At 59.6% G+C, this 24,056-nt stretch carries 27 protein-coding genes; 15 read left to right on the top strand and 12 right to left on the bottom strand.

All coding sequences use genetic code 11. The annotated features are described in order from the left end of the window. Positions 1-281 precede the first annotated feature (281 nt). Positions 282-590 (bottom strand): hypothetical protein, encoded by a 309-nt coding sequence (locus LB559_RS04710; protein ID WP_224673149.1) that lies wholly within the window; start codon positions 588-590, stop codon positions 282-284. Between the two features lie 563 nt (positions 591-1,153). Between LB559_RS04710 and LB559_RS04705 the strand changes: the two genes are divergently transcribed. The 4 genes from LB559_RS04705 to LB559_RS04690 all read left to right on the top strand — a co-directional run bounded on the left by LB559_RS04705 (position 1,154) and on the right by LB559_RS04690 (position 4,702). Continuing rightward, on the top strand, positions 1,154-2,788 hold the full coding sequence (locus LB559_RS04705) for an FAD-dependent oxidoreductase (protein ID WP_013525090.1): 1,635 nt from the start codon (positions 1,154-1,156) through the stop codon (positions 2,786-2,788). 571 nt (positions 2,789-3,359) lie between these two features. Continuing rightward, the gene (locus LB559_RS04700) at positions 3,360-3,704 is read left to right on the top strand and encodes a hypothetical protein (protein ID WP_224673148.1); all 345 of its coding nucleotides are present in this window, start codon (positions 3,360-3,362) and stop codon (positions 3,702-3,704) included. 286 nt (positions 3,705-3,990) lie between these two features. After that, complete coding sequence (locus LB559_RS04695; protein WP_084015754.1) at positions 3,991-4,167, top strand: hypothetical protein; 177 nt, start codon at positions 3,991-3,993, stop codon at positions 4,165-4,167. Positions 4,168-4,204: 37 nt separating this feature from the next. Next, positions 4,205-4,702: a metallophosphoesterase gene (locus LB559_RS04690; RefSeq protein WP_013525087.1), complete on the top strand. Its 498-nt coding sequence runs from the start codon at positions 4,205-4,207 to the stop codon at positions 4,700-4,702. A 237-nt stretch (positions 4,703-4,939) separates the two neighbouring features. Here the strand turns inward: LB559_RS04690 and LB559_RS04685 are convergent, their stop codons facing one another. After that, the gene (locus tag LB559_RS04685; protein ID WP_027161853.1) at positions 4,940-5,371 is read right to left on the bottom strand and encodes a hypothetical protein; all 432 of its coding nucleotides are present in this window, start codon (positions 5,369-5,371) and stop codon (positions 4,940-4,942) included. A gap of 262 nt (positions 5,372-5,633) precedes the next feature. Here LB559_RS04685 and LB559_RS04680 point away from each other — a divergent pair, with 262 nt between their 5' ends. Genes LB559_RS04680 through LB559_RS04670 form a run of 3 tightly spaced genes read left to right on the top strand, consistent with a single transcriptional unit; the run spans position 5,634 to position 7,810 of the window. Continuing rightward, complete coding sequence (locus tag LB559_RS04680) at positions 5,634-6,701, top strand: glycosyltransferase family 2 protein (RefSeq protein WP_164753819.1); 1,068 nt, start codon at positions 5,634-5,636, stop codon at positions 6,699-6,701. Then, positions 6,676-7,368 carry a class I SAM-dependent methyltransferase gene (locus LB559_RS04675; protein WP_027161851.1) on the top strand — a complete coding sequence of 231 codons (693 nt, stop codon included), beginning with the start codon at positions 6,676-6,678 and terminating at the stop codon, positions 7,366-7,368. The genes LB559_RS04680 and LB559_RS04675 overlap by 26 nt, the downstream gene beginning before the upstream one ends. Then, on the top strand, positions 7,361-7,810 hold the full coding sequence (locus LB559_RS04670) for a GtrA family protein (protein ID WP_224673146.1): 450 nt from the start codon (positions 7,361-7,363) through the stop codon (positions 7,808-7,810). The genes LB559_RS04675 and LB559_RS04670 overlap by 8 nt, the downstream gene beginning before the upstream one ends. Before the next feature lie 3 nt (positions 7,811-7,813). On the opposite strand, the gene LB559_RS04665 is transcribed toward LB559_RS04670, so the two are convergent. The 5 genes from LB559_RS04665 to LB559_RS04645 all read right to left on the bottom strand — a co-directional run bounded on the left by LB559_RS04665 (position 7,814) and on the right by LB559_RS04645 (position 11,742). Next, positions 7,814-8,437 carry a hypothetical protein gene (locus LB559_RS04665; protein WP_224673145.1) on the bottom strand — a complete coding sequence of 208 codons (624 nt, stop codon included), beginning with the start codon at positions 8,435-8,437 and terminating at the stop codon, positions 7,814-7,816. After that, on the bottom strand, positions 8,424-9,671 hold the full coding sequence (locus LB559_RS04660; RefSeq protein WP_224673144.1) for a hypothetical protein: 1,248 nt from the start codon (positions 9,669-9,671) through the stop codon (positions 8,424-8,426). The genes LB559_RS04665 and LB559_RS04660 overlap by 14 nt, the downstream gene beginning before the upstream one ends. Continuing rightward, positions 9,668-9,904, bottom strand: a complete 237-nt coding sequence (locus LB559_RS04655) for a hypothetical protein (protein WP_013525080.1) — start codon at positions 9,902-9,904, stop codon at positions 9,668-9,670. The genes LB559_RS04660 and LB559_RS04655 overlap by 4 nt, the downstream gene beginning before the upstream one ends. Positions 9,905-10,291: 387 nt before the next feature. Continuing rightward, entirely contained in the window at positions 10,292-11,200 is a 909-nt protein-coding gene (locus LB559_RS04650) for a lipid kinase (RefSeq protein WP_013525079.1), read from the bottom strand. Positions 11,201-11,220: 20 nt separating this feature from the next. Then, entirely contained in the window at positions 11,221-11,742 is a 522-nt protein-coding gene (locus tag LB559_RS04645) for a hypothetical protein (RefSeq protein ID WP_156949288.1), read from the bottom strand. 297 nt (positions 11,743-12,039) lie between these two features. Between LB559_RS04645 and LB559_RS04640 the strand changes: the two genes are divergently transcribed. From LB559_RS04640 to LB559_RS04615, 6 genes are all read left to right on the top strand, one after another. Continuing rightward, positions 12,040-12,303, top strand: a complete 264-nt coding sequence (locus LB559_RS04640) for a hypothetical protein (protein WP_013525078.1) — start codon at positions 12,040-12,042, stop codon at positions 12,301-12,303. 346 nt (positions 12,304-12,649) lie between these two features. Continuing rightward, positions 12,650-14,041, top strand: a complete 1,392-nt coding sequence (locus LB559_RS04635) for a family 16 glycosylhydrolase (protein ID WP_063170806.1) — start codon at positions 12,650-12,652, stop codon at positions 14,039-14,041. Between the two features lie 101 nt (positions 14,042-14,142). Then, positions 14,143-15,888, top strand: coding sequence for a type I secretion system permease/ATPase (locus tag LB559_RS04630; protein ID WP_224673143.1), 1,746 nt, complete (start codon positions 14,143-14,145; stop codon positions 15,886-15,888). After that, positions 15,888-17,198, top strand: coding sequence for an HlyD family type I secretion periplasmic adaptor subunit (locus LB559_RS04625; RefSeq protein ID WP_224673142.1), 1,311 nt, complete (start codon positions 15,888-15,890; stop codon positions 17,196-17,198). The genes LB559_RS04630 and LB559_RS04625 overlap by 1 nt, the downstream gene beginning before the upstream one ends. Positions 17,199-17,615: 417 nt before the next feature. Beyond that, positions 17,616-18,047, top strand: a complete 432-nt coding sequence (locus LB559_RS04620; protein WP_224673141.1) for a hypothetical protein — start codon at positions 17,616-17,618, stop codon at positions 18,045-18,047. Positions 18,048-18,130: 83 nt separating this feature from the next. Then, positions 18,131-18,478, top strand: coding sequence for a hypothetical protein (locus tag LB559_RS04615; protein ID WP_013525073.1), 348 nt, complete (start codon positions 18,131-18,133; stop codon positions 18,476-18,478). A 312-nt stretch (positions 18,479-18,790) separates the two neighbouring features. Here LB559_RS04615 and LB559_RS04610 read toward each other — a convergent pair whose 3' ends face one another. From LB559_RS04610 to LB559_RS04600, 3 genes are all read right to left on the bottom strand, one after another. Beyond that, positions 18,791-19,162 carry a nuclear transport factor 2 family protein gene (locus LB559_RS04610; protein ID WP_224673140.1) on the bottom strand — a complete coding sequence of 124 codons (372 nt, stop codon included), beginning with the start codon at positions 19,160-19,162 and terminating at the stop codon, positions 18,791-18,793. Positions 19,163-19,268: 106 nt separating this feature from the next. Beyond that, positions 19,269-19,883, bottom strand: coding sequence for a class I SAM-dependent methyltransferase (locus tag LB559_RS04605; RefSeq protein WP_224673139.1), 615 nt, complete (start codon positions 19,881-19,883; stop codon positions 19,269-19,271). A 181-nt stretch (positions 19,884-20,064) separates the two neighbouring features. Next, on the bottom strand, positions 20,065-20,379 hold the full coding sequence (locus tag LB559_RS04600; RefSeq protein WP_224673138.1) for a glycine zipper 2TM domain-containing protein: 315 nt from the start codon (positions 20,377-20,379) through the stop codon (positions 20,065-20,067). 268 nt (positions 20,380-20,647) lie between these two features. Between LB559_RS04600 and LB559_RS04595 the strand changes: the two genes are divergently transcribed. Both LB559_RS04595 and LB559_RS04590 read left to right on the top strand, forming a co-directional pair. Further along, positions 20,648-20,839, top strand: a complete 192-nt coding sequence (locus LB559_RS04595; protein ID WP_224673137.1) for a recombinase family protein — start codon at positions 20,648-20,650, stop codon at positions 20,837-20,839. Between the two features lie 369 nt (positions 20,840-21,208). Beyond that, the gene (locus tag LB559_RS04590; protein ID WP_224673136.1) at positions 21,209-21,394 is read left to right on the top strand and encodes a recombinase family protein; all 186 of its coding nucleotides are present in this window, start codon (positions 21,209-21,211) and stop codon (positions 21,392-21,394) included. 35 nt (positions 21,395-21,429) lie between these two features. Here the strand turns inward: LB559_RS04590 and LB559_RS04585 are convergent, their stop codons facing one another. After that, complete coding sequence (locus LB559_RS04585) at positions 21,430-22,485, bottom strand: sensor histidine kinase (protein WP_024504653.1); 1,056 nt, start codon at positions 22,483-22,485, stop codon at positions 21,430-21,432. After that, positions 22,482-23,921 (bottom strand): ATPase domain-containing protein, encoded by a 1,440-nt coding sequence (locus tag LB559_RS04580; protein WP_024504654.1) that lies wholly within the window; start codon positions 23,919-23,921, stop codon positions 22,482-22,484. Before LB559_RS04580 ends, LB559_RS04585 begins: the two co-directional genes overlap by 4 nt. Positions 23,922-24,056: the final 135 nt, after the last annotated feature.

Below are 24,056 nucleotides of genomic sequence, written 5' to 3'. Positions count from 1 at the left end.
AGGGTAGTTCATTGTCGTGACGGCGATGATTGTCATTCCGGCCTAAACACCCGTGGGCTGACATGTTCCTTGTGCTCGAAAATATTCCATGTGGTGCCTTCGCCAGAGCTACGGGTTCAATGCGGGAATGGTCTCGCGTCCAGGGTCGCGGCCCGCCTCCCCGAAAGCGGCGGCATGCAGCAGTGTGCGTGACCGTCACGGTATGCGGTCACCGCCTCTCCCCGGAATTCGACCACCTTGTTGACCACGACGATTCCCTGCACCTGCCTATCTTCCTCCCTTCACAGCTGATCGTTGTAGGGCTGCTTGGTTATCCCGACTTGCCTGGCCAGCTCGGCAAACGGTGGCACACCCGCTTCGAACTGTTTGGTGTTAGCCAACCGCAAAAGCCGCAAAGGAAAACAGACTGCGTCCCGGTTGGCGGGCGACATGTCCTCGAAGAGGCGCTCATCAGCCGTGAACGAGGCCTCCGCGGTCTTCAAAGCCATGTCGATATCATCAACCGAAAGAAGGCCCCACCGGACCAGGGCGTTATTGATGGCAGCGACCGCCATAAGCAGACCTTCCAGTTGCAGGTTGGCGACGTTCATGGGCCATTGTCCTTCATATCGTTGGGCGCCCGTCTATCGATAATCCTGCTCCGGAAGCCTTGTGCCCTGCCGGCCATGGGGTTGCCGGCACGCCAGAGCGTTTCGGCTGCGCGGCGGCGCCGGATTGGCATCTGGTGGCGCCATGGCTTGGATCTCCGCTGGGCTGCTGGACAACTCTCCACATGCCTCGAGGTTCCGGATCGCCATGGCAACCTCGCAAGCAGAGGCAAGGCTTCAGCCGGAGCCAACAGCGTGTCTGTCGGCGAGCCATGGGCGGGAAATCTCGCGGATCGAACCGGAATACCACCACCGAACTCAGGCTGAGAAGTAGCGTTCACCATAACCATGCCCCTTTGAGGGTGGTCGCGACAAAAACTCTTCCGGTTCGGGCCCCTTGAAGTCGTCACGGACCTCGTCACCAAAGCCACCTCTTTTGGGCCGGCGCTTCAAATGCGATCAATCGGGTGGTTGCCAACTGCTCCTCGCGCGCTACCTGCTTCGCCCAAGCCGGGCGCGAAGGGTGGGAGCGTGCCTTCGGGGATCGAACAAATCCGGAGTGAACGTTGATCGCTCAATTCACCGCAGCGGGCGACGGACTTGCCTACGACATCTGCATTGTCGGAGGTGGCACTGTCGGCCTGGCCATTGCCGCCGCGCTCGAAAATGCAAAGCTACGCGTCTGCGTTCTGGAAGCGGGCGGCAGGTGGCAGACCAATAGATCGCAGGAGCTCTACCACGGCATTGTCGCAGATCCCCTCGTCCACCCGCCTGTCCAGAATTTCCGGATACGAGCGCTGGGAGGATCGAGCCGAGCATGGGGTGGCCGCTGCGTGCCGTTCGATAGCATCGACTTCCAGAAGCGCGAATGGGTGTGCAATTCGGGCTGGCCGATCACCTATGAAACCCTGCTGCCCTACTACCGTCGGGCGCACGAGGTGATCGAGGTCGGGTCTTACGACTACGATCCAACAAGCGCGTTGCCTGGTTCTCGCGTTGAGCTATTCGAGGGCGTCGACGGCGATTTGTTCAGGACCCGCCTGGAGCGGTTTAGTCGACCAACCAACGTGTGGAAACGGCTTTCCGGGTTGCTGCGGACTTCGCGTCATATCCACATCTGGTTAAACGCTGCGGCGACGGGAATTCGCCTGGCGCCGAACGGGCGTTGCGTCCACCACATCGACTGTGTTGACTTGAAGGGCACAAAGCGTGAGGTCACGGCTTGCCATTACATTGTAGCCGCCGGCGGTTTTGAGACCACCCGATTGCTACTTGCCTCGAATGATGTGATGCCGGCTGGTATCGGCAATGCCCGAGATCAGCTCGGTCGTTTCTATATGGCCCATCTGGGAGCCACAGTCGGAGCACTAAAGTTGCCGAACGCCCAGCAGGCGGTGGCTTTTGGCTACGAGCGGGACGCGGCCGGCATCTACTGCCGAAGGCGGCTGTCGCTCACGGAGCAAGCGCAGCGGGAGCATTGCTTGCTCAACCAGATCTTCCGCACCCATCTGCCAGATCCAGCCGATCCCAGACACAACGACCCGATCCTCTCGGCGATGTATCTCGTGAAAAGGACATTTCTCCCGAAACACCTCAGAGGTCGGCAGCAGCATTCAGTGACGCTGGACCAAAAGCTCGCGCACGTTCAGAACGTCGTATCGTCGCCAGTGCGCCTCGGGCGCTTCGGTTTGGGCTGGATGGCGAACAGAACGTTCACGCGGCGAAAGCTGCCCTCCATCGTATTGGGCCCGCGCGCTAATGTGGTCAATCTTGAGTTTCATTCGGAACAGGAGCCGAACCCCGCAAGCAGACTGACGTTGGTGAGCGAACGCGACCGATTGGGTATGCCGAAGCTGCGCGTCGATTGGAAAATCACGAACAACGATCTCCAAAGCGTCGCGCGCGCCTATCGACTGCTCGGTTGGAAGCTGGAGAAGATCGGAGCTACCATTTCAGGATTTGAACCTGGCCATGTGGTCGAAATGGCAGGCAAATCAGGCGCCATGGACGGTCATCATCTCGGTACCACGCGAATGTCTGCGAGCCCGACCGACGGGGTTGTTGATGCTGAATGCCGAGTTCATGGACTGATGAACCTGCACATCGCGGGCGGCTCGGTTCTGGCAACATCCAGCCAGGCGAATCCCACCTTGACGATCTTGGCCCTTGGGCTCCGTCTCGCCGACAGGCTTCGTCGGTGATGATCACACCGGCAGCTGCTGAGTGACTGCGCCCAACTCGCGCCTAGCGTGGGCTGCTTCATCACATTCGGAGGCCCCTTGCTGTGTGTCAGGCTATCTGCTGTCCGCACGTATCGCCAGCGTCTCTAGTTCGCGCGAATGTGGGCAAGCTCGCCAGCGAGGCACGCATACTCGTAAGCTGGTGCTTAAGGCTCGTCCGCCACCTTCGCCATCGCTGTGCCATTAAGCGACGAAAAACGACGCGACCGCGCAGCCTGTTGGCGGCTGTAAAGCAATTCCGAGCGCAGTTCGTTCGGCCTCGATTGGCGCCTTTTGCAAAGGGCGTGCAAGAACCGTGGCTGGGAGCAGGCCTTACCCGACTGGAGTCGATAGCGAGGAGAGGAGTGCTTCGTTCAAAATCCCGCCATCGTGCCAACTTGCGCGCTTGATTGTTCCATTTCAGCACGTGCGCCACTGTCTCGATTTTTGCGACCGCTTGCCCGAAGTCGGGGTTCCTTAAAATCAAAGCAGCCGCCTCGCAACTTCGGCCGTAGTCGTACGTTGTGCGATTCACTGCGTAGGAGTTCACAACATGCCGATAACAACCCGGAAGCAAAAGAGCGACTTTGCCAATGACAAGCCCATCCCCGAGGAGGATGCGGCCGTACTGGAGAGCATCGCAGGCCACGAGGATAGACACGGTGCGGAACCGGGCGTTTTGGGGTCCGACATCGAGCAGCCGATCGGCGCGCAGCCTCGAAGCGAGATCACGGGCCGTCACGACGAGGGAGCCGGCGCAAATGAAACGGTCGACGGGTTGAGCGACACCGAAGAGATGACCCGCAGCTTCGCGGAAGACATCCCCACGGGATTAAGCGAAGGAGATGATGAAGACGTTCCGGTTTTTGAGCGAGGGCGGACCAGAACGGATCTTTGAACCAACGACAATGCTTCGCCCCCGCCGGCTCGGTGGCGTGGCGCTTAGAAGCGCCTCAGACTGGCTCACCCAAAAAACGCACCGCCGGTCCCTCCCCACGCCGGCGTGGAATTTATACACGGAAGGGCCGACCTGCTCGCTCGTTGTTGGAGATGATGCCGGTTGCAGGGCTCGGATGTTGTTTCATCGGCGTATCAGGCGGCGACGCTCGGCAGGTTAGCAGATCCGAGGGGGAACAAACCCGGCACGGTGATGGTTCGGTGGCATCAAAAGGTGATTGGGAACGATGGGTAAGAAGCCCAAACAGCCCTCAGAAGCCACGGCGGATCGTGAAAGGGCGATCGAAGCGCTCTACTTTGCGCGCAAGTGCGGCCTCACCAAGGAGGAGGCACTCAAGATGCTCAGGGAAGCCCAAATCAGGATCGATGGTGGACCCAAAAAAAGCTCCGGCAACCGAACTTAGAAGCGATCGTCGATCGCTCGTCACAGCCAGCGGCGGCATGATCTTCTTCACCTCCGACACGCATTTCAACGATCCCCGCATTCTGCGGCTCGGCCCCCGCCCCTTCAGTTCATTGGCGGGGCATGACCAAGCACTGATTGAACTTTGGAACGAGACTGTTGCTCCAAGCGACGAGGTCTGGCACCTCGGCGACTTCGCCAAGGGATCTGCCGAGACAGTGTCTTCGCTGCTGTCCTGCCTCCACGGCACGAAGCACCTGATCATCGGCAACAACGACGGCGTGGTAACGCTCGGCGCTTCGGCTTGGGCAAGCGTCCAACACTACAAGGAGCTAACTGTCGAGGGCAGTTTCCTGGTTCTTTGCCACTACCCGTTCCGCACCTGGAACCAGATCGGCAAGAAATCAATAAACCTGCACGGCCATTCTCATGGCCGGCTGAAGCCAATGACGCGCCAGCACGATGTCGGCGTTGACGCCTGGGATTTTCGCCCAGTGACTTTTGCTGCCATTCAGGCCAGGCGCCGCCGAGGTTAGCGCAACAGAGGGCCGAGCGATCGACGTCTTCACGTCGTGATGCTAGCCGCAAAGAGAAGCCCAGAATCCTGCCCCTGGGAATGCAGCCTTGCCTGGAAGCACCGCAAGTAGAGCGCCCACCCGTCTGCGTGACAACCTTTGGGTGCCGAACCCCCTCGTCACCACGGCGGAGCGCTGGCGCGCCAATCGTTCATCCACCTCGCTCTGAACGAGCTTCAATCGCCGTCCTTGGCGACCTCAATGCCACATTCTTTCTCTGAGCCACTTGAGAAGCCTGTTCCCTCCGATTGACCGGCGGACTCGAGCGGCAGCCCACTGCCCTCTGAACGTGGTTCCGACATGGCAACTGCAGACGATGTCATGCAATTCCCCGTCGGACAGTTCGAAGAAGCGCTTTGCTTCCCCATAGGTGTCATCCTTCAGGCCTAACGCACGCAGTAGCGGGTCCTCGAAGGCCACTGTAATCGGCGAGCCCTCACCGCGCGCCGCGTCGCGAGCTTCGCGCTTCAGATACTCAGTGCCAGTAAGCGCTCTCAGGCGTCGCTCGGGACGTTGTTCCAGCAACTCTGCCCAGCGCTCGATTCGCTGTTGGCGGGTCATGATCGGGTATGTCGACAGGGGTTCTACATCTGCAATTGTCTGCAGTTGGCTTAGAGTTTGGTGTTCCATCGTCGGCTCCTTTTGATCGAAGTCCCTTCCCCACAAAAATTATCGCGCGCCGACGCGCTGACAAGAGCTGGCAAGGCGGCCTTACCCGACAATGGATTGCGAAATGACGAAACAGCGCATTGCTCCGCCGGCGCGCGAAACGATATCTCACTCCTAATCAGACCGAAGACGTTCCGAACGGACAGTTCGCCACCCGCCTACGGCAACTGTTAAATTAGCAACGTCTTATGGAACTTTGGGGCTGGCGTTTCATTTCATCGGCATGGAGGCCACTGTGATCCAAGGTACCGGGACCGGAGCGAACGTGTCGCTGCGCTACTCACTGGTTTTGCCGATATACAACGAAGAACAAGTGCTGCCTCGCCTGGTCGAGCGCATCAGGTTGCTAATCCACCAGCTGGACGGTGAGACCGAGGCTATTTTCGTTGATGACGGAAGCCGCGACGGTAGCGTCAGATACCTTCGGTGCGTGGTTGCCGCCGAGCCTCGTTTTCGGCTGATCGAACTTTCGCGCAATTTTGGGCATCAGATAGCAATTACAGCCGGTATGGACGCCGCCCAGGGGGATGCTGTCATCGTCATGGATGCCGACCTCCAAGACCCACCCGAGGTGGTCCTCGATCTGGTGGCGAAGTGGAAGGAAGGTTTCGAGATTGTCTATGCCCGGCGCGTTAAACGCGAAGGCGAATCTTTGTTCAAGCGCTTCACGGCAAGTCTCTTTTATCGCTTACTGGAAAAGATGACGACCGTCGACATTCCGCGCGACGTTGGAGATTTCCGGTTGGTCGGCCCCAAAGCGCTGAGAACTTTCAGACAGATGCCCGAACAGGATCGCTTCGTCAGGGGCATGTTTGGCTGGATGGGATTCAAGCAGGCGGCGGTGCCGTTCGAACGTCCAGCACGAGCCCTTGGCCAGACCAAATATCCATTCTGGAAGATGGTGCATCTTGCTGCTCACGCCATCGTCAGCTTCTCGGAACGGCCGCTGCGCCTGGCGCTCTGGGGTGGCTTGGCCATTTCTGCGCTGGCCGTCGCCTTTGGTGCGTTTGCAATTTATGCCTGGGCTTTTGAAACCGGCGTTGTTGCCGGCTGGACCTCGACCGTGATGATTGTATCGCTCCTGTGCGGCATCAACCTTTTCATGACCGGCGTAGTCGGGATGTATGTCGGAAGCATCCACGCTGAAGTGAAACGGCGCCCACTTTACGTGATCGATCGCCTCACCGGCTTCGACCGGGCGATGCCTGCCGTTCCCGTCAAGAACCGACGATCGTCTCGAAAATCCCGGATTGGAGTGCCGGCCAATGTCCGAACTCTTCGACAGTTATAGATCGATCTATGACGAGACAGTCCAGGGATCGATCCGATTTTCGGGGCTTAAGCACGACTTCTTTCTTAAGGCCAAGGCCGAGTTTCTGCGACGCGTTGTGGTTGAACGAGGGCTCGGCCCTGATGGCTCGGGTGTGCGGGCGCTTGATGTCGGCTGCGGCGTAGGCGTTCTCCATCCATTTCTCAAAGGCGCCTTCGCGTCCCTGGACGGCTGCGACATCTCGCCGGACTCCATCCTGCGTGCCAGGGAGGAAAATCCTGGCGTCATGTACAAGGTCTGCTCCAGCCTGACCCTGCCATACGACAACGGCGTCTTCGATCTGGCCTTCGCCAGCTGCGTCGTCCATCATGTACCGCCAGCTTCCTGGCTTGAGTTCGTACGCGAGATGCGGCGCGTCCTTCGCCCGGGCGGTGTCGCCTGCATCATCGAGCATAATCCCTATAACCCGCTGACGCGTCTGGCTGTGTTCCGGTGTCCCTTCGACCGAGATGCCGTGCTGCTCAGCGCAGCCAAAACAGCGTCACTCTTGCAGATGACAGGCTTCACGAACATCCGGTCCGAGCACTTCCTGCTGCTGCCGTCAGGCAGACCGTTTGCCCGAAACGTCGAGCGCATGCTCGCCCGCCTGCCGTTGGGAGCACAGTATGTGTCTAGTGCGCGTGCCTGAGCACCTGTCTCCCGGCGACGACGCGCTCACGCTGCTGGCACGCTTCGGCATGGTCGGCATCTCTGCCACAATTCTGTATGCCGCTTTGGTTGCCGCTTTTTCCAAATCGCAACTGCTCGGTTTCACGCCCATCCAGGCTTCGCTTGGGGCATATGCCGCAGCCACCTTGTTTTCGTATCTCGCGCACAAATACCTGACGTTCGTGTCGGGCCGGTCGCATCGAACCGCAGCGCCACGTTTTCTCCTGCTGGCGGCAACAGGCTTTGCCATTGCCTATGGGGCGCCGGCACTTATGACGGTGAAGCTGGGCTTGCCGCTCGTCGTTCCCGTCCTGATTACGTGCCTGCTCGTTCCCACCATCAATTTCTTCGTCCTTGACCGGTGGGTTTTTGCCGATCGCCGTCCCGGTCGGCAGGGCAACCGCTCCCGCCAGCGGCGATAATACTTAAACGGCGTCCAGTCGAAACGACACCAATTTGATGGAGCGTTTGTAAATGCTGCTGGCGGCCTTGCTGGGCGGGATCCCGTCGAGATAGTCAAACGTCATCTCGAACGTGCTGGCGTTCGAAAAAGCTGCGTGCGGAATGAAGAACGAGACGGTCATGGGTTGCTTGCCCGACAGCGTAACGTTATGCACGGATACGCCATGGACTGAGATAATCACCCTCTGGGTCATCTGTGGCGGACGAACGACAGCGGCCATTTGTAGCGTTGCCTTTAGGCCGTCGCGAAGCGGCGGTATCTGCAGGCGGAGCCGCGAGGTTTCACCCAGCGAATGCGTGCCGTCGGCTGCTGGCCCCGACCAGCCACAAACTTTCATGCCGGAAGCCCGTTTGGCGCCGTCGGACCGGAAGGACACTGTCTGGCCGAGTGAGTAGATGCCAACGGTATCGCGGTTGAGGCAGGTTGTCGTGCGGTCGATGTAATAGGCCCGATAGTCGGGGTGGACATTCGGATGGAGAGCCAGCGCAAGGATGAGGATTTCTGACACGGCCAAAGCCGCGGCGAGCGCGTAACACCCAAGCGAGATCGCGCGTGCGTAGGGGTTGCCGACGTCAGACCAAAGCAAGGTAGCCCCCAATCCATGCCACTGTCATGAAATAGCAGGCGACCAGAAAGAGAAACAAAGCGGCTATCCAGGTCAGTTTCGATGCCGACAGCAAGAACGCCATCAACAGTATCAGAGGCGCAAGCCCAATGACGTATCTGACCATGGAGGCCAGATTCGTAATCAATGGCACGACAATGCTGATCGCGCAAAAGATACCAGCGCCATATTGCTTGCGAGCCATCAGCACGACTGATAGCGCCAGCCCGGCGATTGCCGCGAGCGCACTCCATTGCGGCGCCGTGGGCAGCCACCCGGTCTTGGGAAACGCTGAGAGGCCGTCCCACAGAAACAGGATCGGGTTCCCAGCCACTCGTCCAAAGGCGCGTTGGACGTGCAGGAACGCAAAGCCGTCGCCGACAGTGACATACAAAAACAGGATGTAAGCGAACAAGCCGGCAGGCGAGATCAAGATAGCGACGAGCAGATCCGGCCGACCGAGCACCCAACGAGGAAAGGAGAGTGGTGAGCCGCCCCCTTTCCGATGCTGTTGGAACATTTCAATGACGGTCGCAAAGACGACAAGGACCCCAACAAGCCGCGTTGCCGAGAGGAGCGCTGACGAGATGCCAGCGGCGGGATAGCTGGAGCGTTTGAGTGCCAGGAAAACGCTCGAGGTCAGGAGCACGAAAAGAGGTTCGGAAAGGAAAGTGGTGAAGTGGAAGGAGAACGGGCCACTAAGCAAAAAAGCGCAGTACAGCACATAGGCCTGCATGTTCTTCTTCAGCAGCGGCCATGCCACCAGACATGCGGCGTAGCTGCATGCAAGTGAAGCGACGGTTGCGACCACTATCGTGGGGAAAGGAAAAATCGCTCGGATCACCGCTACCAGCAACGGGTAGAATGGAAAGAAGCCCCATCGTCCGACATTGCTTTGGTTCGGGATGGGAAAGCGCTCGTAGCCGCGTTCGGAAATATCCACATACCAGTGGCAATCCCATCGGCAGAGCGCACGAGCATAAGACTCGAAGCCTGGCTCTGCCAACGTTGAAGCAACAGCGGCATAACGAATGGCAAGGCCAGTGAAACCGAACAGGAGCGGGACTGCCACAACCGCTGCCGCTAACATGTGGCGCCTGTTGATCGTCGGGCCGTAGCCGGGGAAAATCTCGAACTGCTCTGCGCCCTTCATCGACGGCGCATCGCCGGGGCTCTTGATGGCCGGGACGAGATTGTCAGTCCCGGATTTTCTCATCGCGAAGCACCGGCGCGGCGCGTTTCCATCCCCTGATGGGAGCCCGCTTCGACTGTGACCAAACCGCCGACCGTGGCCTTGCCAGCTTCATAGTCGACCGGCGTGGCGTGGCCCGGCGCCTTTGCCTTCTCCGGCGCGTTGCTTGCCCGACGGTCGTCGCGCAGTTCCAGATGAGTGACGCCGCCTGCCGTCACCTCGAGCCCAAAGTCGATGCCAGTCTGTCTCTGCGCCATGTGAGAGATTCTGGAGCGCGGCCGGCGGTCGTCAAGAGGTTGCTAATATTCGAACGGCAAAGGGCAACAATCCTTTGCCTGCATCACATATCAGTTCATTTTGAACCAGCCTTCGGGAACGCCTAAGGGCCGCGTTCGGCACCTTTGCCAAGGCGCGTTGTAACGAGCCGCAGCAACCGTTTGCATTCCGGCTCATGACGCAAAGCTCCGGCCAAGGACTCTTTTCAGGCCGGTCGTGCCAAGCGGCCACGGCCCCAAGTCGCGCATGTCGACCTGCTAGCAACAGACCAGGAAATCATAATTTGTCGAGCTCGCCGCTTCTCGTATGGACCGGTCGTTGTCGCCGTTTTGATGACCTCGGGACGATCGTGGGGCCAAATTGCTTGCCTAGTGGAGGTCAGCGTCGTCGACGGGCGGAGGCGCGAAGACCGAGATCGCCTTTGGATGGACCTTGAAATGGGCTGGTGTCGAGGTGACGATCTCACCATCGGTGTTGACCGGCATCGGCTTCTCCGTCTCGATGTCGAACTCGACGCACCTAGCCGTGCGCACCTCTCGCCAGGCGCCATGCCTTCCAGACCGGAAGGAGCGGAGCATCAGCGCCAGCTTCCAGAGGTTCGTCATTTCCAAGCTATAAAGATCGAGATGTCCGTCATCGATCTCGGCCGTCTCTTCCACCACGTTGCCGCCGCCGTAGTGGCGACCGTTTCCCACCGCAATCTGGTAGGTTTCGACGTCGGTCGACGCGCCTTTCTCAATAATCTTCGCGTGGAATCGCGTGGCCCGCGTCAACACTTTCACCGCCGCCAGCGCATAGCCGAGCCTGCCGAAACGCTTCTTCAAAGTGGGATCCAGACCCTTCGCCAATTCAGTGCTGAGTCCGATACTCGCAACGTTGAAGAAGGCATTGCCATTGACCGTGCCGATATCGATCTGCCGGAGTCGGCCCCGCACGATCACGTCAGCGGCCTGCAGAAGATCCATAGGGATGTCGAGTGTGCGAGCGAGGTCATTAGCCGTTCCCATAGGAATAATGCCCATCGGCAGGCGGCTTTCCACTACAGCCATCGCCGCCGCCGACAACGAACCATCGCCACCGCACACGACCACAAGGTCCGCCGTTTGGCGCAAGCGAACGATGTCACGAGCGATCTCCGGCAACGCCTCGAACTTTTCGACAGTGACAGAAAGCCGGCCGCGCTCCAGCCGCTCCACAATCGGGGCGATCAGCTCCTGGCCGCGCCGCGCCTTTGGATTGAGGAGCAGCAATGCGCGCCTTTTGGCCAGTTTGCTCATTCAAAGATCGATCCGATGGTTCATAACGCATGCACACAAGGCGGCTGTTCATTCGACCGCAGCCGACGTTTTTGGCTCTCCGGACCTACCTCCACCGCGGTTGCGAACGGCGCAATTTTTTGACCTCCAGCGGCCCCTGGATCGCTATCCGAGTTCGTGGCCGTCACGCCGTGCACAACCGTCCTGGCAATTTCGCACAGGTTCTGGTGGTGCGTGAGATAGACCACTTGGCCAGCACATGCCATTCCCAAACAAGCTGAAACCTCCTCGGAGAGGACATGGTCGAAGGAATGATCATCGGCGCGCCTATTTATCGCGGAAGAGGTTGAAGCGCGGTCGATCGCATCGCGGATATATCCGGGGCGGATTTGCAGTCCGTCCTTCAGCGCGCCGCTTTGATGCTCCGGAACGTCGCCGGCGTCCCGCTGGAGCCTGAGACAGAAGATGCGCTCAAGCCCATTGCCGGAGAGATTTAAATCGGCAGCGCCAGATCGGCCTGGCTCTGTAAAATCTGGGAGCCGGTCGCGATTGGCCGGAACCAAACAGAACAGCCGTAATTATCAGCCGAGGGAAGCAACCGCATAGGAAGCGGAACGATGGCTGAAATTCTTGAAACTTGGCAGTTCAAGGTTGCGCTTCAAACGTGCTGAGAAATCGTTGAGGCGCGCAAAGGAAGAAACGGACAGGAAAAATGGCGTGGTGAATATCGCCCTGTGCTGCAGGGTCCGGGCAGCTCAACAGCGCGTGACGGAGGCCTCGGGAGCGCCAGACCAATATCTATACGCGGGCGGCCTCCAAATCACCCCCGAATGGACATGAAATGGCGAGGAGTTGCCGTCATGACAATACTGTTTGAGCCGCTGGACTCGGATTACCATAAGCGCAGCGTGCTTTACCACGCCACGCGGTTGTCGATGCTCCACGATCGAATGCTGATGCGTTTCGACAAGGTAGACGAAGCGGCCGATAAGGTTGAAGCCGCAGCGGCCGTGCTGGTCGATATCACCCACGGCTCTGCCCTTGACGCGTTCCAGAACTCGGTGTTGCGGAATTCGTCGGCAGATTTCCTTCAGATGGAAACGGGTCAGACCCTCGGCCTCTGATCTGCGAGGAATGGCCGCAAGCGTTCGGCGGCTAGGGGGAAGGTCCCGCATCCGCGCCCGATGGGCAGGGCTCTCGCGGGTGTCCCGCCAAACTTGCGATTCGGGTCCAAGGTTCCGCTCAGAAGCCTGCCACGTTTCGGCAGCATTCTCGTTGGTGCGCGCTCTTCGCCCAACCGGCCCCAGTCGCCCCACTTCACGCTCAAGCCAGCTTCGCCTGACGGACGCGTCCTGCCCCTCGGGCATTTACGTTTTGATAACCCTCCTGAGTTTGAAGACAAAACCTATCGGCTCCTTTTGCCTTGCATCGTGTTAGGGCTTGGAACAAACCAACGGAGCTGCAAGCAAAATGGCCGCCGTAACCAATGCCAAGGGCGTTCCGCTCCCCTATAGTGGGTCCTCCGCAAGGTGGTACTCGGCGACGAATTCGGGCCCGGCCCTCTACGGCAGCATCTACAACGATTCGCTGTATGGCGACGGCAGCGTCAGCGTTACGATGTATGGCGGCCAGGGCGACGATATCTACTACCTGTACTCCGCGAAAAACAAAGCGGCGGAGCTGCCCAACGAGGGCATCGATACGATCTCGACCTGGATGAGCTACAGGCTGCCGGCGAATTTTGAGAATCTGACGGTCACCGGCGATAAACAATATGCCTTCGGAAACGCATTGAACAATATCGTCGTCGGCGGTTCCGGCCAGCAGACGCTCGACGGCTTGAAGGGCGACGACGTTCTCAAGGGTGGCTCCGGCGCTGACATTTTCGTCGTCAAACCAGGCAATGGCAGCGACCTTATTCTCGACTTCGGCGCCGACGACACCGTGCGCGTCGGAGGCTACGGCTTCCTCTCTTTCGACCAGGTGCACGCCGCCATGGTGCAGTCGGGATCGAACGTCCGACTTACCCTGTCGCCAACCGAGTTTCTCGTCTTCGAGAACAAGACCATCGACCAGTTCAGCGCCAACCAGTTCGATCTCGCCCTGGACAAGTCGCATCTGACGCTCACCTTCTCGGACGAGTTCAATACGTTGAACCTGCACAGCGGTTCTAGCGGGACCTGGGATACGAACTTCTGGTGGGGTGCTCCGAACGGCAGCTCGCTCACCACCAACAGCGAGCTTCAGTGGTATATCGACACCAGCTACGCCCCCACGAGTTCGGTCAACCCGTTCAGCGTACAGGACGGTGTTCTCACCATTACGGCCGCCCGGGCTCCCGATGCGATCAAGCCCTACATAAACAACTATGATTACACGTCAGGTCTGCTGACGACCTACCATTCCTTCGCACAGACCTACGGCTATTTCGAAATTCGAGCCGACATGCCCGAAAAGCAGGGTGCATGGCCGGCCTTCTGGCTTCTTCCGGCGGATGGCTCCTGGCCGCCGGAACTGGACGCAGTGGAGATGATCGGCCAGGATCCCAACAAGCTCACCCTGACCAGCCACTCGAATGCCACGGGGTCGCATACAAAAGTGACCTCGACCGTATATGCAGCGGATACCGCAGGGTTCCACAAATATGGGGTGCTTTGGACCCCAAGCGAACTGGTCTGGTATTTCGACGATGTCGAAGTTGCCCGCGCACCAACGCCTGCCGACATGCACAAGCCAATGTATATGCTGGTCGACCAGGCTGTCGGCGGCATGGCGGGAGCGCCCGCCGACGGGCTTGCCACCCCTTCTGAAATGCACGTCGACTATGTTCATGCCTACGCGCTGAATGACTGGTTCATCTAGGTGCCATGCTGGAAGATGGAGTGAAACCGACATCCTTCACCAACTGGTCTCGAACGCGTTCATTGCCGCTTGCCGCCGCACTAGGCCCGAGGTGAAGGACGATGTCTCACTCCCACCCTTCTGAGCCGCCGCGAACAACGCTCACGGCCGTATTGGCTTCCTTTCGCCGGGCATTCGCCGGCATCGCGTTGATGAGCGGGGTCGTCAATGTCCTGGCGCTGACCGGCTCGTTCTTCATGCTGCAGGTCTACGATCGCGTCATCCCCGGCCGCAGCGTGCCGACGCTTGTCGGCCTTTGCTTGTTTGCGGGCACGCTGTTCCTCTTCCAGGGCGTTCTTGAGCTGATCCGATCGCGGCTGCTGGTGCGTATCGGCATGGCGCTCGATGCGCGGCTCAGCGGGCAGGTCTACACCGCACTGATGCGTCTGCCGTTGCGCACGAAGCTTCCCGGCGATGGCTTGCAGTCATTGCGGGACCTCGATCAGGTCCGATCGTTCCTGTCGAGCGCTGGGCCGACCGCGCTGTTCGACCTGCCCTGGATGCCGCTTTATCTCGCAATCTGTTTCCTGTTCCATTTCTGGATCGGCATGACCGCGCTCTTGGGCGCCATCATTCTGTTTGCCCTGACCTTACTGGCGGAACTGCGCACGAGGGAGACGGCGAAACGTGCTAACAGCCAGGCCGCTTCGCGCAACACGCTGGCGGAAGCGACACGCCGCAACGTCGAGGTGCTTCAGGCAATGGGTTTTGGCCCACGCATTGCCGATCGCTGGTCTGCCGTCAACGACGACTATCTCAAGACGAATGCCAAGGCGAGCGATTTGGCGGGGACGCTCGGAACGATTTCGAAAGTCGTGCGCATGATGCTTCAATCCGGCATCCTGGCGATCGGCGCCTGGCTCGTCATCCATCAGGAGGCAACAGGAGGCATCATGATTGCCAGCTCGATCATGATGAGCCGGGCGCTGGCACCGATTGAACTCGCGATCGTGCATTGGAAGAGCTTCGTCAGCGCCCGCCAGGCCGGGGCCCGCCTCACCAACCTTCTGGGGCTGCTGCCCGAGGCTGCAACAACTGTCTCGCTGCCGCCGCCGTCGTTTCGCCTCTCGGTAGAGGGCATCAGTGTGGCGCCGCCGGGCGAGCGCCGCCTTGTCGTCCAGGATGCGGGCTTCGTGCTGGAGAAGGGCGCCGGCCTCGGCATCATCGGTCCGAGCGCTTCGGGAAAATCCTCGCTCGTCAGAGCCATCGCCGGCGTCTGGCTGCCAGTGCGCGGTACCGTCAGGCTCGACGGTGCGACGCTCGACCAGTGGTCGTCGGACGACCTCGGCAAGCATGTCGGATATCTGCCGCAGGATGTCGAGCTGTTCGACGGCACCATTGCCGAGAACATAGCTCGCTTCGAACCCGAACCCCCCTCGGACAAAATACTGACCGCTGCGCGCGCCGCCGGTGTTCATGATCTGGTGGTTCACCTGCCTGAAGGTTATGAAACGCGTATCGGCGAGGCCGGGTCGGCGCTTTCGGCGGGCCAGCGACAGAGGGTCGCTTTGGCGCGTGCTCTCTATGGCGATCCGTTTCTTGTAGTACTCGACGAGCCGAATTCCAATCTCGATGCCGATGGCGAAGCCGCCTTGACGGTGGCGATCCAAGGCGTGCGCGACAGAGGCGGCATGGCCATCGTGGTGGCGCATCGCCCGAGTGCATTGCAAAGTCTTGACCAGATCCTTGTCATGACGAACGGCAGCATTCAGGCCTTTGGCCCGAAGAATGAGATCATGACCAAGGTGACCCGTCCCATCAGCGTTCCGTTGAAAGTTGTCCCAAGTCCTGAAGAGGCGGCGCTCTGATGCCAGAGAGGGCGACATCGGTGATCGACCGGGCCATTCGACGTTATCTGCTTGGCGGCATTGCGACCTCCATCCTACTGGTCGGTGGAGCGGGCAGCCTTGCCGCCGTGATCGACCTCTCTGGCGCGGTCATTGGATCGGGAAAGCTGGTTGTCGATTCCAGCGTCAAAAAGGTGCAGCATCCAACCGGCGGCGTGGTCGGCCAAATCTTCGTGCGCGAAGGCGATGCCGTGCAAGCGGGACAGGTTCTGATTCATCTCGATGAAACCGTCACCCGCGCCAATCTGGCCATTGTCACCAAGAGCGCGGATGAACTCGATGCCCGCCTGGCACGTCTCAAGGCCGAGCGCGATGGTGCGGACGCCATCGGTTTTCCGCCGTCGCTGATGTCTCGGCGGGACGATCCGGATGTCAGCGGAACAATGGCCGGAGAGCAGTCGCTCTTCGAGTTCCGCCGGCAGGCACGCGCTGGCCAGAAGGCGCAGTTGGCGGAACGTATCTCCCAGCTCGCCGAAGAAGTCTCCGGCCTGACCGAGCAAAAGGACGCCAAGAGCCAGGAAATCAAGCTGATCGGAACCGAGCTCGCGGGCATGCGCACATTATGGGAGCGCAAGCTGGTCTCGATCGATCGCATCACCGCGCTCGAGCGCGAGGCCGTGCGGCTGGAGGCTGAACACGGGCAGTTGATCGCGGCGATAGCGCAGTCGAAAGGTCACACGTCGGAAATCCGCCTGCAGATCATCCAGATCGATCAGGATCTGCGCAGCGAAGTCGCCACGGAGCTGCGTGAGGTCCAGGCAAAACTCTCGGAGCTAGTCGAACGCAAGGTATCGGCCGAGGACCAGCTCAAGCGCATCGACATTCGAAGCCCGCAGGCCGGCGTCGTCCTTCAGCTTGCCGTACATACGATTGGGGGTGTCATCACTGCGGGCGAACCGGTCATGCTCATCGTGCCGGTCGCGGACCGACTGACCGTCGATGCCCGTGTCGCTCCACAGGACATCGATCAGCTGAAACAGGGGCAGGAGGCGACGCTGCGGCTTTCGGCCTTCAATCAGCGGACCACGCCTGAACTCAACGGAAGCGTCAGCAAGATCTCCCCCGATCTCAGCACCGACGAGCGCACCGGCGCCGGTTATTACACCGTGCATATCGTTTTGCCGCGCACGGAACTTGCCAGACTCAAAAGACTGACCCTGGCGCCCGGCATGCCGGTCGAGGTGTTCTTCACGACCAGCAGCCGCACGATGCTGTCCTATCTCGTCAAGCCCCTGGCCGATCAGATCCAGCGAGCATTCCGGGAGGAGTGAAGCGCGCCTGGGCTGCAGCGACCGGCCGCTTCCCGCCGCGAGCATTCATCGGCTGGGAAATTGGCGGAATGCTGCTTTCGGTTTATTGATCCTCGACGACTCCCTGCTGGGCTCGATCCACTGGCCGCCTCCGAGGTAAAAGGCATGGGGACGTCGAACGCGGGCACGTTGGCTTCAATGCTCAACCGGCCTAGGGGTTAAGGACCGAGTGGAGCCGCGCCTTGAGGGTGGCTGCAGCATGCCAGGACATAGCCGACCGAGTTCTGCCGCGTCCGGCATGGCCAAAAATAGGAATTGACCCCTCGCCCGAGTCAATTCTTGCTTGACATTTATGTTCCCGTTATGTTCACTTCCCGAGCCTGCCGGAAAGGCCAACTGCCATGCTCATGCCGATCATCACGTAAGGCGCTCAAAGGGATGAACCTGCTCAACGGCCAACTTAGGAGCGACTTGATGTGCTCCCTCCATCACGCGTGCGACACGCTAGGAGGAACCGCGATGGGAACGATGTACTTCGATGCCGAGGTCAAAGCCGAGTTGCACTCTGAAGCCGTGAAGCTTGTCGCCCGCTACGAAAGCCCGCTTGAGACCGTGAAGGCGCTGATGGCCTACAACCGCGAGCCAGAGACTCAGATACTCGCCATAGCCCAGGCATCCGGGGATAGGTTCCATTGGCTACGACGATACGCCCCCTGTTGTAGGATGACCGGCGTGGACATTGCGAAGTCCCGCCCTGCGGCTAGGATAGCGCGGATGAACGGAACGACCTCTGAGGCAGCTTGTGCTGACGCACTCGCGGCGCTCCGCACGGCAGGGCGAGGCGGGGAAACGAAGTTGCCCATAAACTGATCGGAGGAGACTTGGTATTGCGACCCCTCGCGCGACCTCGGCAGGTTGAATCGTTCCCGGCGTGACAGGAGAGCTTTTTAGCCATGCATGACCTTATCGCTTTCATACAAAGCAACTCTGCGCTGGTGGCGGCTAACCCGTTGGCCTTTGCTACGTCTGCCGCATTGTTCGGCGCCGGTGGATTTGCCGTGGGGCGCTATTTCCTTGCGGAGCGCATTGCCAATCTGGAAAGCCGGATTGCGCGGCGCGACGAGGAGATCACGGACCTGAAGGCCAAGCAGAAAGCACCGGACCCGGAAGGCCCTGTGCCTCTATTCGAGATGACAGAGATGCTTCCCCCTGCGCCGTTCAACTTCAACCGGCTGTTGGTCAGCGGAAAAACACCCTCCAGGTTGAATAGTTTACTCTCCCAACAGAAAGCACCAGGCTGATCGTGGTCAGGGCCTTCCACCGTCATGAGACCGGCGACCTGCAAACCGGCAAGCATGCTGGCCTCATTGCGTGGTCGCGCGAGGGTAACCCTTCGGTGGCTTATGGCGAGCCGACGACTCTGTTTGCGGGTGGCGACGTGCCGGACATGGAATAGCTGGACGTGGTTTCATCCTTGGCAGCTACTTTGAATGCGTTCCGGAATTCTGAGGTTGGCATTTCGTCGGCGAGTGCAGCGATGCAAACGCGCATCGCGTAATCCACCTGTTTTGGAATGCGGGACAACGAAAAGATCCGACAGGAATGCCAACCCCCTACTCCACGATCTTCCAGTATGAGTCCTTGCGGATCACCTTTCCGTCACGAAATGTGTAGAAATCGCAACCTCGAACTTCCTTTTTGACGCCCTCGCGGGTGGTGCCGGTGAGGGTCCATTTCGACATGCCGGTGTTGGCAGCCTCGTCCGCAAAGTGCTGCCCATTGCCGTAATGCACATCGGGCAAACCCTCAAAGCGTGTGGCAAGCGCGTCTCGTACGCTGCGCTTGCCCTCGCAGCGCGTTCCCCAAGGCTCGGTCCCCCTCGGCATCTCCAGAACGCAGTCGTCGGCAAAGTACGCCATAATCCGCTCGAGATCGTGCGCGTTGAAGGCCTCGCATAGCTCCGTCAATGTGGCTCGAATGTCCATTCGCAAACGCCTCCTCGAATTCGAAATAGGTCACTGGCGGCGGATCCGGTCAAGTGTCCAGCCAAACTCCCTGGCCATCACCACGATGGAGCGCGGCTTCCGCCACTCATCCCTTCTTGGCGAACGCCCAGACCATCAGCGGGTATTCCTCGTCGTTGCTGAGATCGCGCCACAGGCCGTAGGCGCGAACGGGGCCGCCGATATGGGCCCTGGCGCAGGCCTTGTTGCCCCAGCCGTGGACTTTGACGTTGGCTTCCGCGAAGCCGCCCTCAACCATCAGCTGTTTGAGGCCTGCGGGCGTCCATCTGTTGTAGTCGTGCGGCCTGGCGTGCACGCGAAACAGGAAGGGCGTCGCAACCATCGCCCAACCGCCGGGTCGGGTCATGGCGTGGATGTTTTCCACCGCTGCATGCGGACGCTGCACATGTTCAAGCACCTGGTCGGCGATGACGATCGAATACTGCTCGTCGGTGCGGTCCCTGCAGATGTCGAAGCCGGGGAAATCGACAGAGCGGTAGTTGGGGCACATCGCCCGCCAATAGCGGTTCCAGCCGGGCGAGATCTCGATCACGTCGGCGGCCTTGCGGTTGCCGGCTTCGAGAAAGAGGCTGAAAGCCTCGATCTGGCGGATACGCAGCCAGTTGCGGGAATCATAGCCAAGCAGCCGCTTGGCTGCCTGTTTGCCACGGCTCTTCAGGGTGCCGGCAAGGCTCTCAGTCATCACGACCTCCAGAAACCCGCCGTCCTTGCTTGTAGCACTATGTTATGGGCAAAAGATGACAACGCAGCGCCGCCGCCGGCGGCGCGATCAGCAACAATGTACCAGCAGGACCACCGCCCCACAGTGGAGCTTCCGTTCCCATTTCCCACTTTCACAACGGATGAGCAGACTACCCCTCTGCTTAATAATCGCCGTTGTAGTACCTGTCGTCGCACGGCGCCGTGTAGATGCGGCCGCGGGGGTCCTGGTAGCGGCACATCTGTTCGCCGCGACGCTGCGGCGTAGTGGCCGAGCCGACGACGGCGCCGAGCAGGGCGCCGCCGGCAGCGCCGATGAGCGTGCTTTCGGTGTTGCCGCCGATGGCCTGACCGACGAGGGCGCCGCCAGCGCCGCCGATCAGCGCGCCAGTTCCGGCCCGCTGCTGGCCTTCGGTCTGCGCGCACCCTGCCAGTGCTGCGGTCATCAGCACGGCGGCTATGGCTTTGCGAAAATTCATCTGACGTCTCCCTGAATGCCTGAAATCCCTATGGCTCGTCCCGTGCGGCCGCAATGCGGCGGAACGGGGGCACGAGCCCTCACGATAAAAGACATGGTTTCTCGGGTGTTGATAGAAGCCTGCCTGCTATTTTCCGCGCTTCTCGTTTTATGGCAACAAGTCCCATTCGATACAAAGTGTCGATCAATGTGTAACGAGATTGAAGCCTCATACCGCTAGGATCGTCCGGTTCAAGCGGACGTTCAATCTGCCTTCCAGGCGCTAAATGATGGAACAGGCGCACACGGTCCGTCGACCTGCTGAGAACGCACAGCGCGTGCGCGCAGCTCAATACCTGCGAATGTCCACCGACCACCAGAGCTATTCGATCGACAATCAGAAGGATGCAATCCGTGAATTCGCGGATGCGATGAACTACGACACCGTGGCCACATACGAGGACGCCGGTCGCAGCGCTTGAACCTCGAAGCAAAGGCTGTTGGCGGATGTCGAAACGAAGAACGCGGATTTCGAATCGTCATCGTCTACGATGTGAGCCGCTGGGGGCGATTCCCGAACCCCGATGAGAGTGCGTCGTACGAGTATCGGTGTCGTGTTGCCGGCGTTGAATTGAATATTTTGGCGAACAGTTCGCAAACGATGGCAGCATCGGATCAGACCTGCTCAAGGCGATAAAGCGCACGATGGCGTGCCGAGCACAGCCGGGTGTTGTCGGTCAAGGTGTTTGCCGGCCAGTGCAGGCTCGTTCGAATGGTGACACCGGCAGGGAGGGTCGGCCGGCCTGGGCCTGAGGCGCCGGTTCATCGACCAGCTTGGGCGCACAAAGACCATGCTCGCTCTCAAAGAGTACAAGAGCCTCCAGACGGATCGGGGCATCCTCGTGCCTGGACCACCTGATGAAATTGCGACGGTGCGCTGGATCTACCATGAATACGTGAAGGCTGGTCGGACCGAGCTTCAGATTGCGCGGTCGTTGAATGCCAAGGGAGTGGTCACCGGTCTCAACCGACCTTAGAATTTCCGCTGCCCAAATTGTAGGCGCTGCCGCGATCAGCCTAGCCGTTCATCGGGTGCAAGGCGGGACAGTAGGCCGCGAATAGAGAAACGCAGGCCATCCGACGCGAAAACAAGATCTGGAGCCTCTCCAAATAGGCTGGTCAATGCGGCGCGCATATAGCGTGTTCCATACCCTACTCGCGAGGGTTGAACTACCGACGGTCCTCCTGATTCGATCCATCTCAGCGTCAGCACTGGTTCCGAACTCGCCGTTATATTCCATTCCAATCGTATCCTGCCTTCGGGGCGGGACAAGCCGCCATATTTAATGGCGTTTGTTGCTAGTTCATGAAGCGAGAGGGCGAGAGTTGTACCGGCATCGCGCGAAAGCAGCACCTCGGGTCCGTCGATCGTGATGGCAGTTTGTTGCTTGGAAAGGTATGGCGCGAGGACCGATTTTGCGACATCCGTTAAGGCCACGGTCTCGCCACCGGCAGCAAAAACTGCAGAATGAACATCCGACAAGGCTCTCAATCGCCCTTTGAAGTCTTCTGCAAGCCCTTCTGCCGAGATCGCACCGCGCCTGGTCATATCGAAGATGGATATGACGGTCGCCAGGATGTTTTTCACTCGATGATTTAGTTCAAGGCGGAGTTCCGTCTCCCGCTCAAGATAGTCACGCACGTCGCGCTGGCGAATTCTGGTGAGGAGTGCCGACTGGATTCCGCTTATCAGTTCGAGCGCAGCCACTGGACGCTGATAGTATATCTGACGTGAACGTGGCCAGGCAGCACTCAGCGCCGCTTGGATGCGTGACTGCTGTGCCCCACGGTCCAACAAAACAACGATTGGAATTTCCGACCAATTCGGCTGCGACTGAAGGAAACTTTCAACTGTTGCGATAGCCTGAGGATTCAAGGCTTCATGGGTAACAACCAGCACTCCAGGGGACAGTGCAAGCAATCCCTCTAAGTCCTCGGGGCTCGCCGCTCGAGCCCGTAAACCACGTTCCTGCAGCAGGGAGGCGGTGTAACCAGCATCCTTGCGGTAAGGCGCCAAAATGAGCACCCAATCCAGTGTTCCCAGCCCGTTTCGCTCGACGTCGCTCACGTCTCGGGCAGAGGATTGTAAGCAACCACGGAAACGCCGGAACTCGCGATGAAAAGTTCCCGGACATCGAGATCGTGGGGACCGTGGCGTTTCTTGACGACCGTGATATTGCGCCTAAGGCGGCCTTCATGCTCGGACATGCGCAGCAGAAGCACGGTGTCGCCGAGAAAACTGACGTCCACGTCGATTCCAACATTCTGCCCGAGCAAGCCATGCTGGGCGACAATGAGCATGGTTAGCACGTCAGCGCGAGCGAGATGTTTCAGGAGAGACTGGATGTCCAGCACCGCCTTTTCCCGGTGGGGAAGAGAATTCAGATAGCCGGTGAAGCTGTCAATCACGACTACGCGGGTATTGTTGCGACTGACGACTTGCTGCACAATCTGGCCGAACTCTCCGGGCGAGATTTCGTTCGGACTAAAATCGTAGATGACGAGTTGGCCATCCCTGTAGAACTGCCGAAGATCCATCCCAAGTCCCTCGGACCGGCGAAAGAAAGTCTCCAGCCGCTCCTCAAACAGGAACAGGGCCACGCTTTCGCCCCGCTGAAGCGCGGCAGTGGCGTAAAGCGACGACATCGTCGACTTGCCTGTCCCCGACTGACCAATCACGAGCGTTATGGTTCCCGATTCCTGGCCGCCGCCGAACATCTCGTCGAGAGCGTCTACCCCTGACTTGATCAGCTGCGGCTTGGTCACTTCGGCAGGCGACCCGGGCACAATCCTCGGAAAAACCACAACGCCTTCGCCTTCGCGAATAGCCATATCGTGATAACCGTCTGCAAACGGCACACCGCGCAGTTTGCTGACTTCAATACGCCGCCGCACGCCGCCGTAGTCCTCGAGAGATTTATCAAGCCGGATCACGCCGTGGGCAATGCCCTCGATTTCCTCGCCATTGTGATCGCCTCCGCTGGTCTGGGTGTCGAGCAACACCGCCACAATGCCCCGCTTGGCCAGGAAGGCCTTGAAACCAATCAGCTCGCGCCGGAACCTCGGTGTGTCGCCGGTAATCAGCCGGATCTCGAGCAGCGAGTCATAAACAAGCCTGTGTGGCTTGTGTTCTTCAATCGCGCGTTCAATCGCCTTGCGCGTCTCATCCAATCGAAGGTCCGCAGTCTGGAAAATCGTCTGATCGGCCGCTCCGCTCAGGGTCTCCGAAGCGGACAATTCCTCAACGCGGATGCCATCAAGCGTCCAGCCGTGTGAGGACGCAATCGCTTGCAGTTCGGCGGCGGTTTGCGAAAGGCTGACATAGATGCAGCGTTCACCGGCTGCCACACCAGCGCGCAGGAATTGCAACGCCGCCGTCGTCTTGCCTGCGCCTGGATCGCCTTGCACGATGTAGAAATTTGAAGCGGGCAATCCACCGCGAAGAATTTCGTCCAAGCCGGCAATGCCGGAACTTACAACGGGCTGCTTCTTTCGCTCGGTCATTCCGCCATCGTCTCCAAACAGGAATCGCAAGCCGCCAGTATCACAGGTTCGAAGTAGAACTGGGTGGAGCGATCGGCGGCCCGGCCCGGTATCTGAAATTCCAATTTCTGTAATGGCCGCGCCCCCGTCAGGCAA

The sequence above is a fragment of the Mesorhizobium sp. BR1-1-3 genome, from assembly GCF_020165455.1.
In the GTDB taxonomy this organism is placed as follows: domain Bacteria; phylum Pseudomonadota; class Alphaproteobacteria; order Rhizobiales; family Rhizobiaceae; genus Mesorhizobium; species Mesorhizobium ciceri.
The sequence above is the reverse complement of the archived record's forward strand: the minus strand, read 5'-3'. Positions and strand labels throughout refer to the sequence as shown.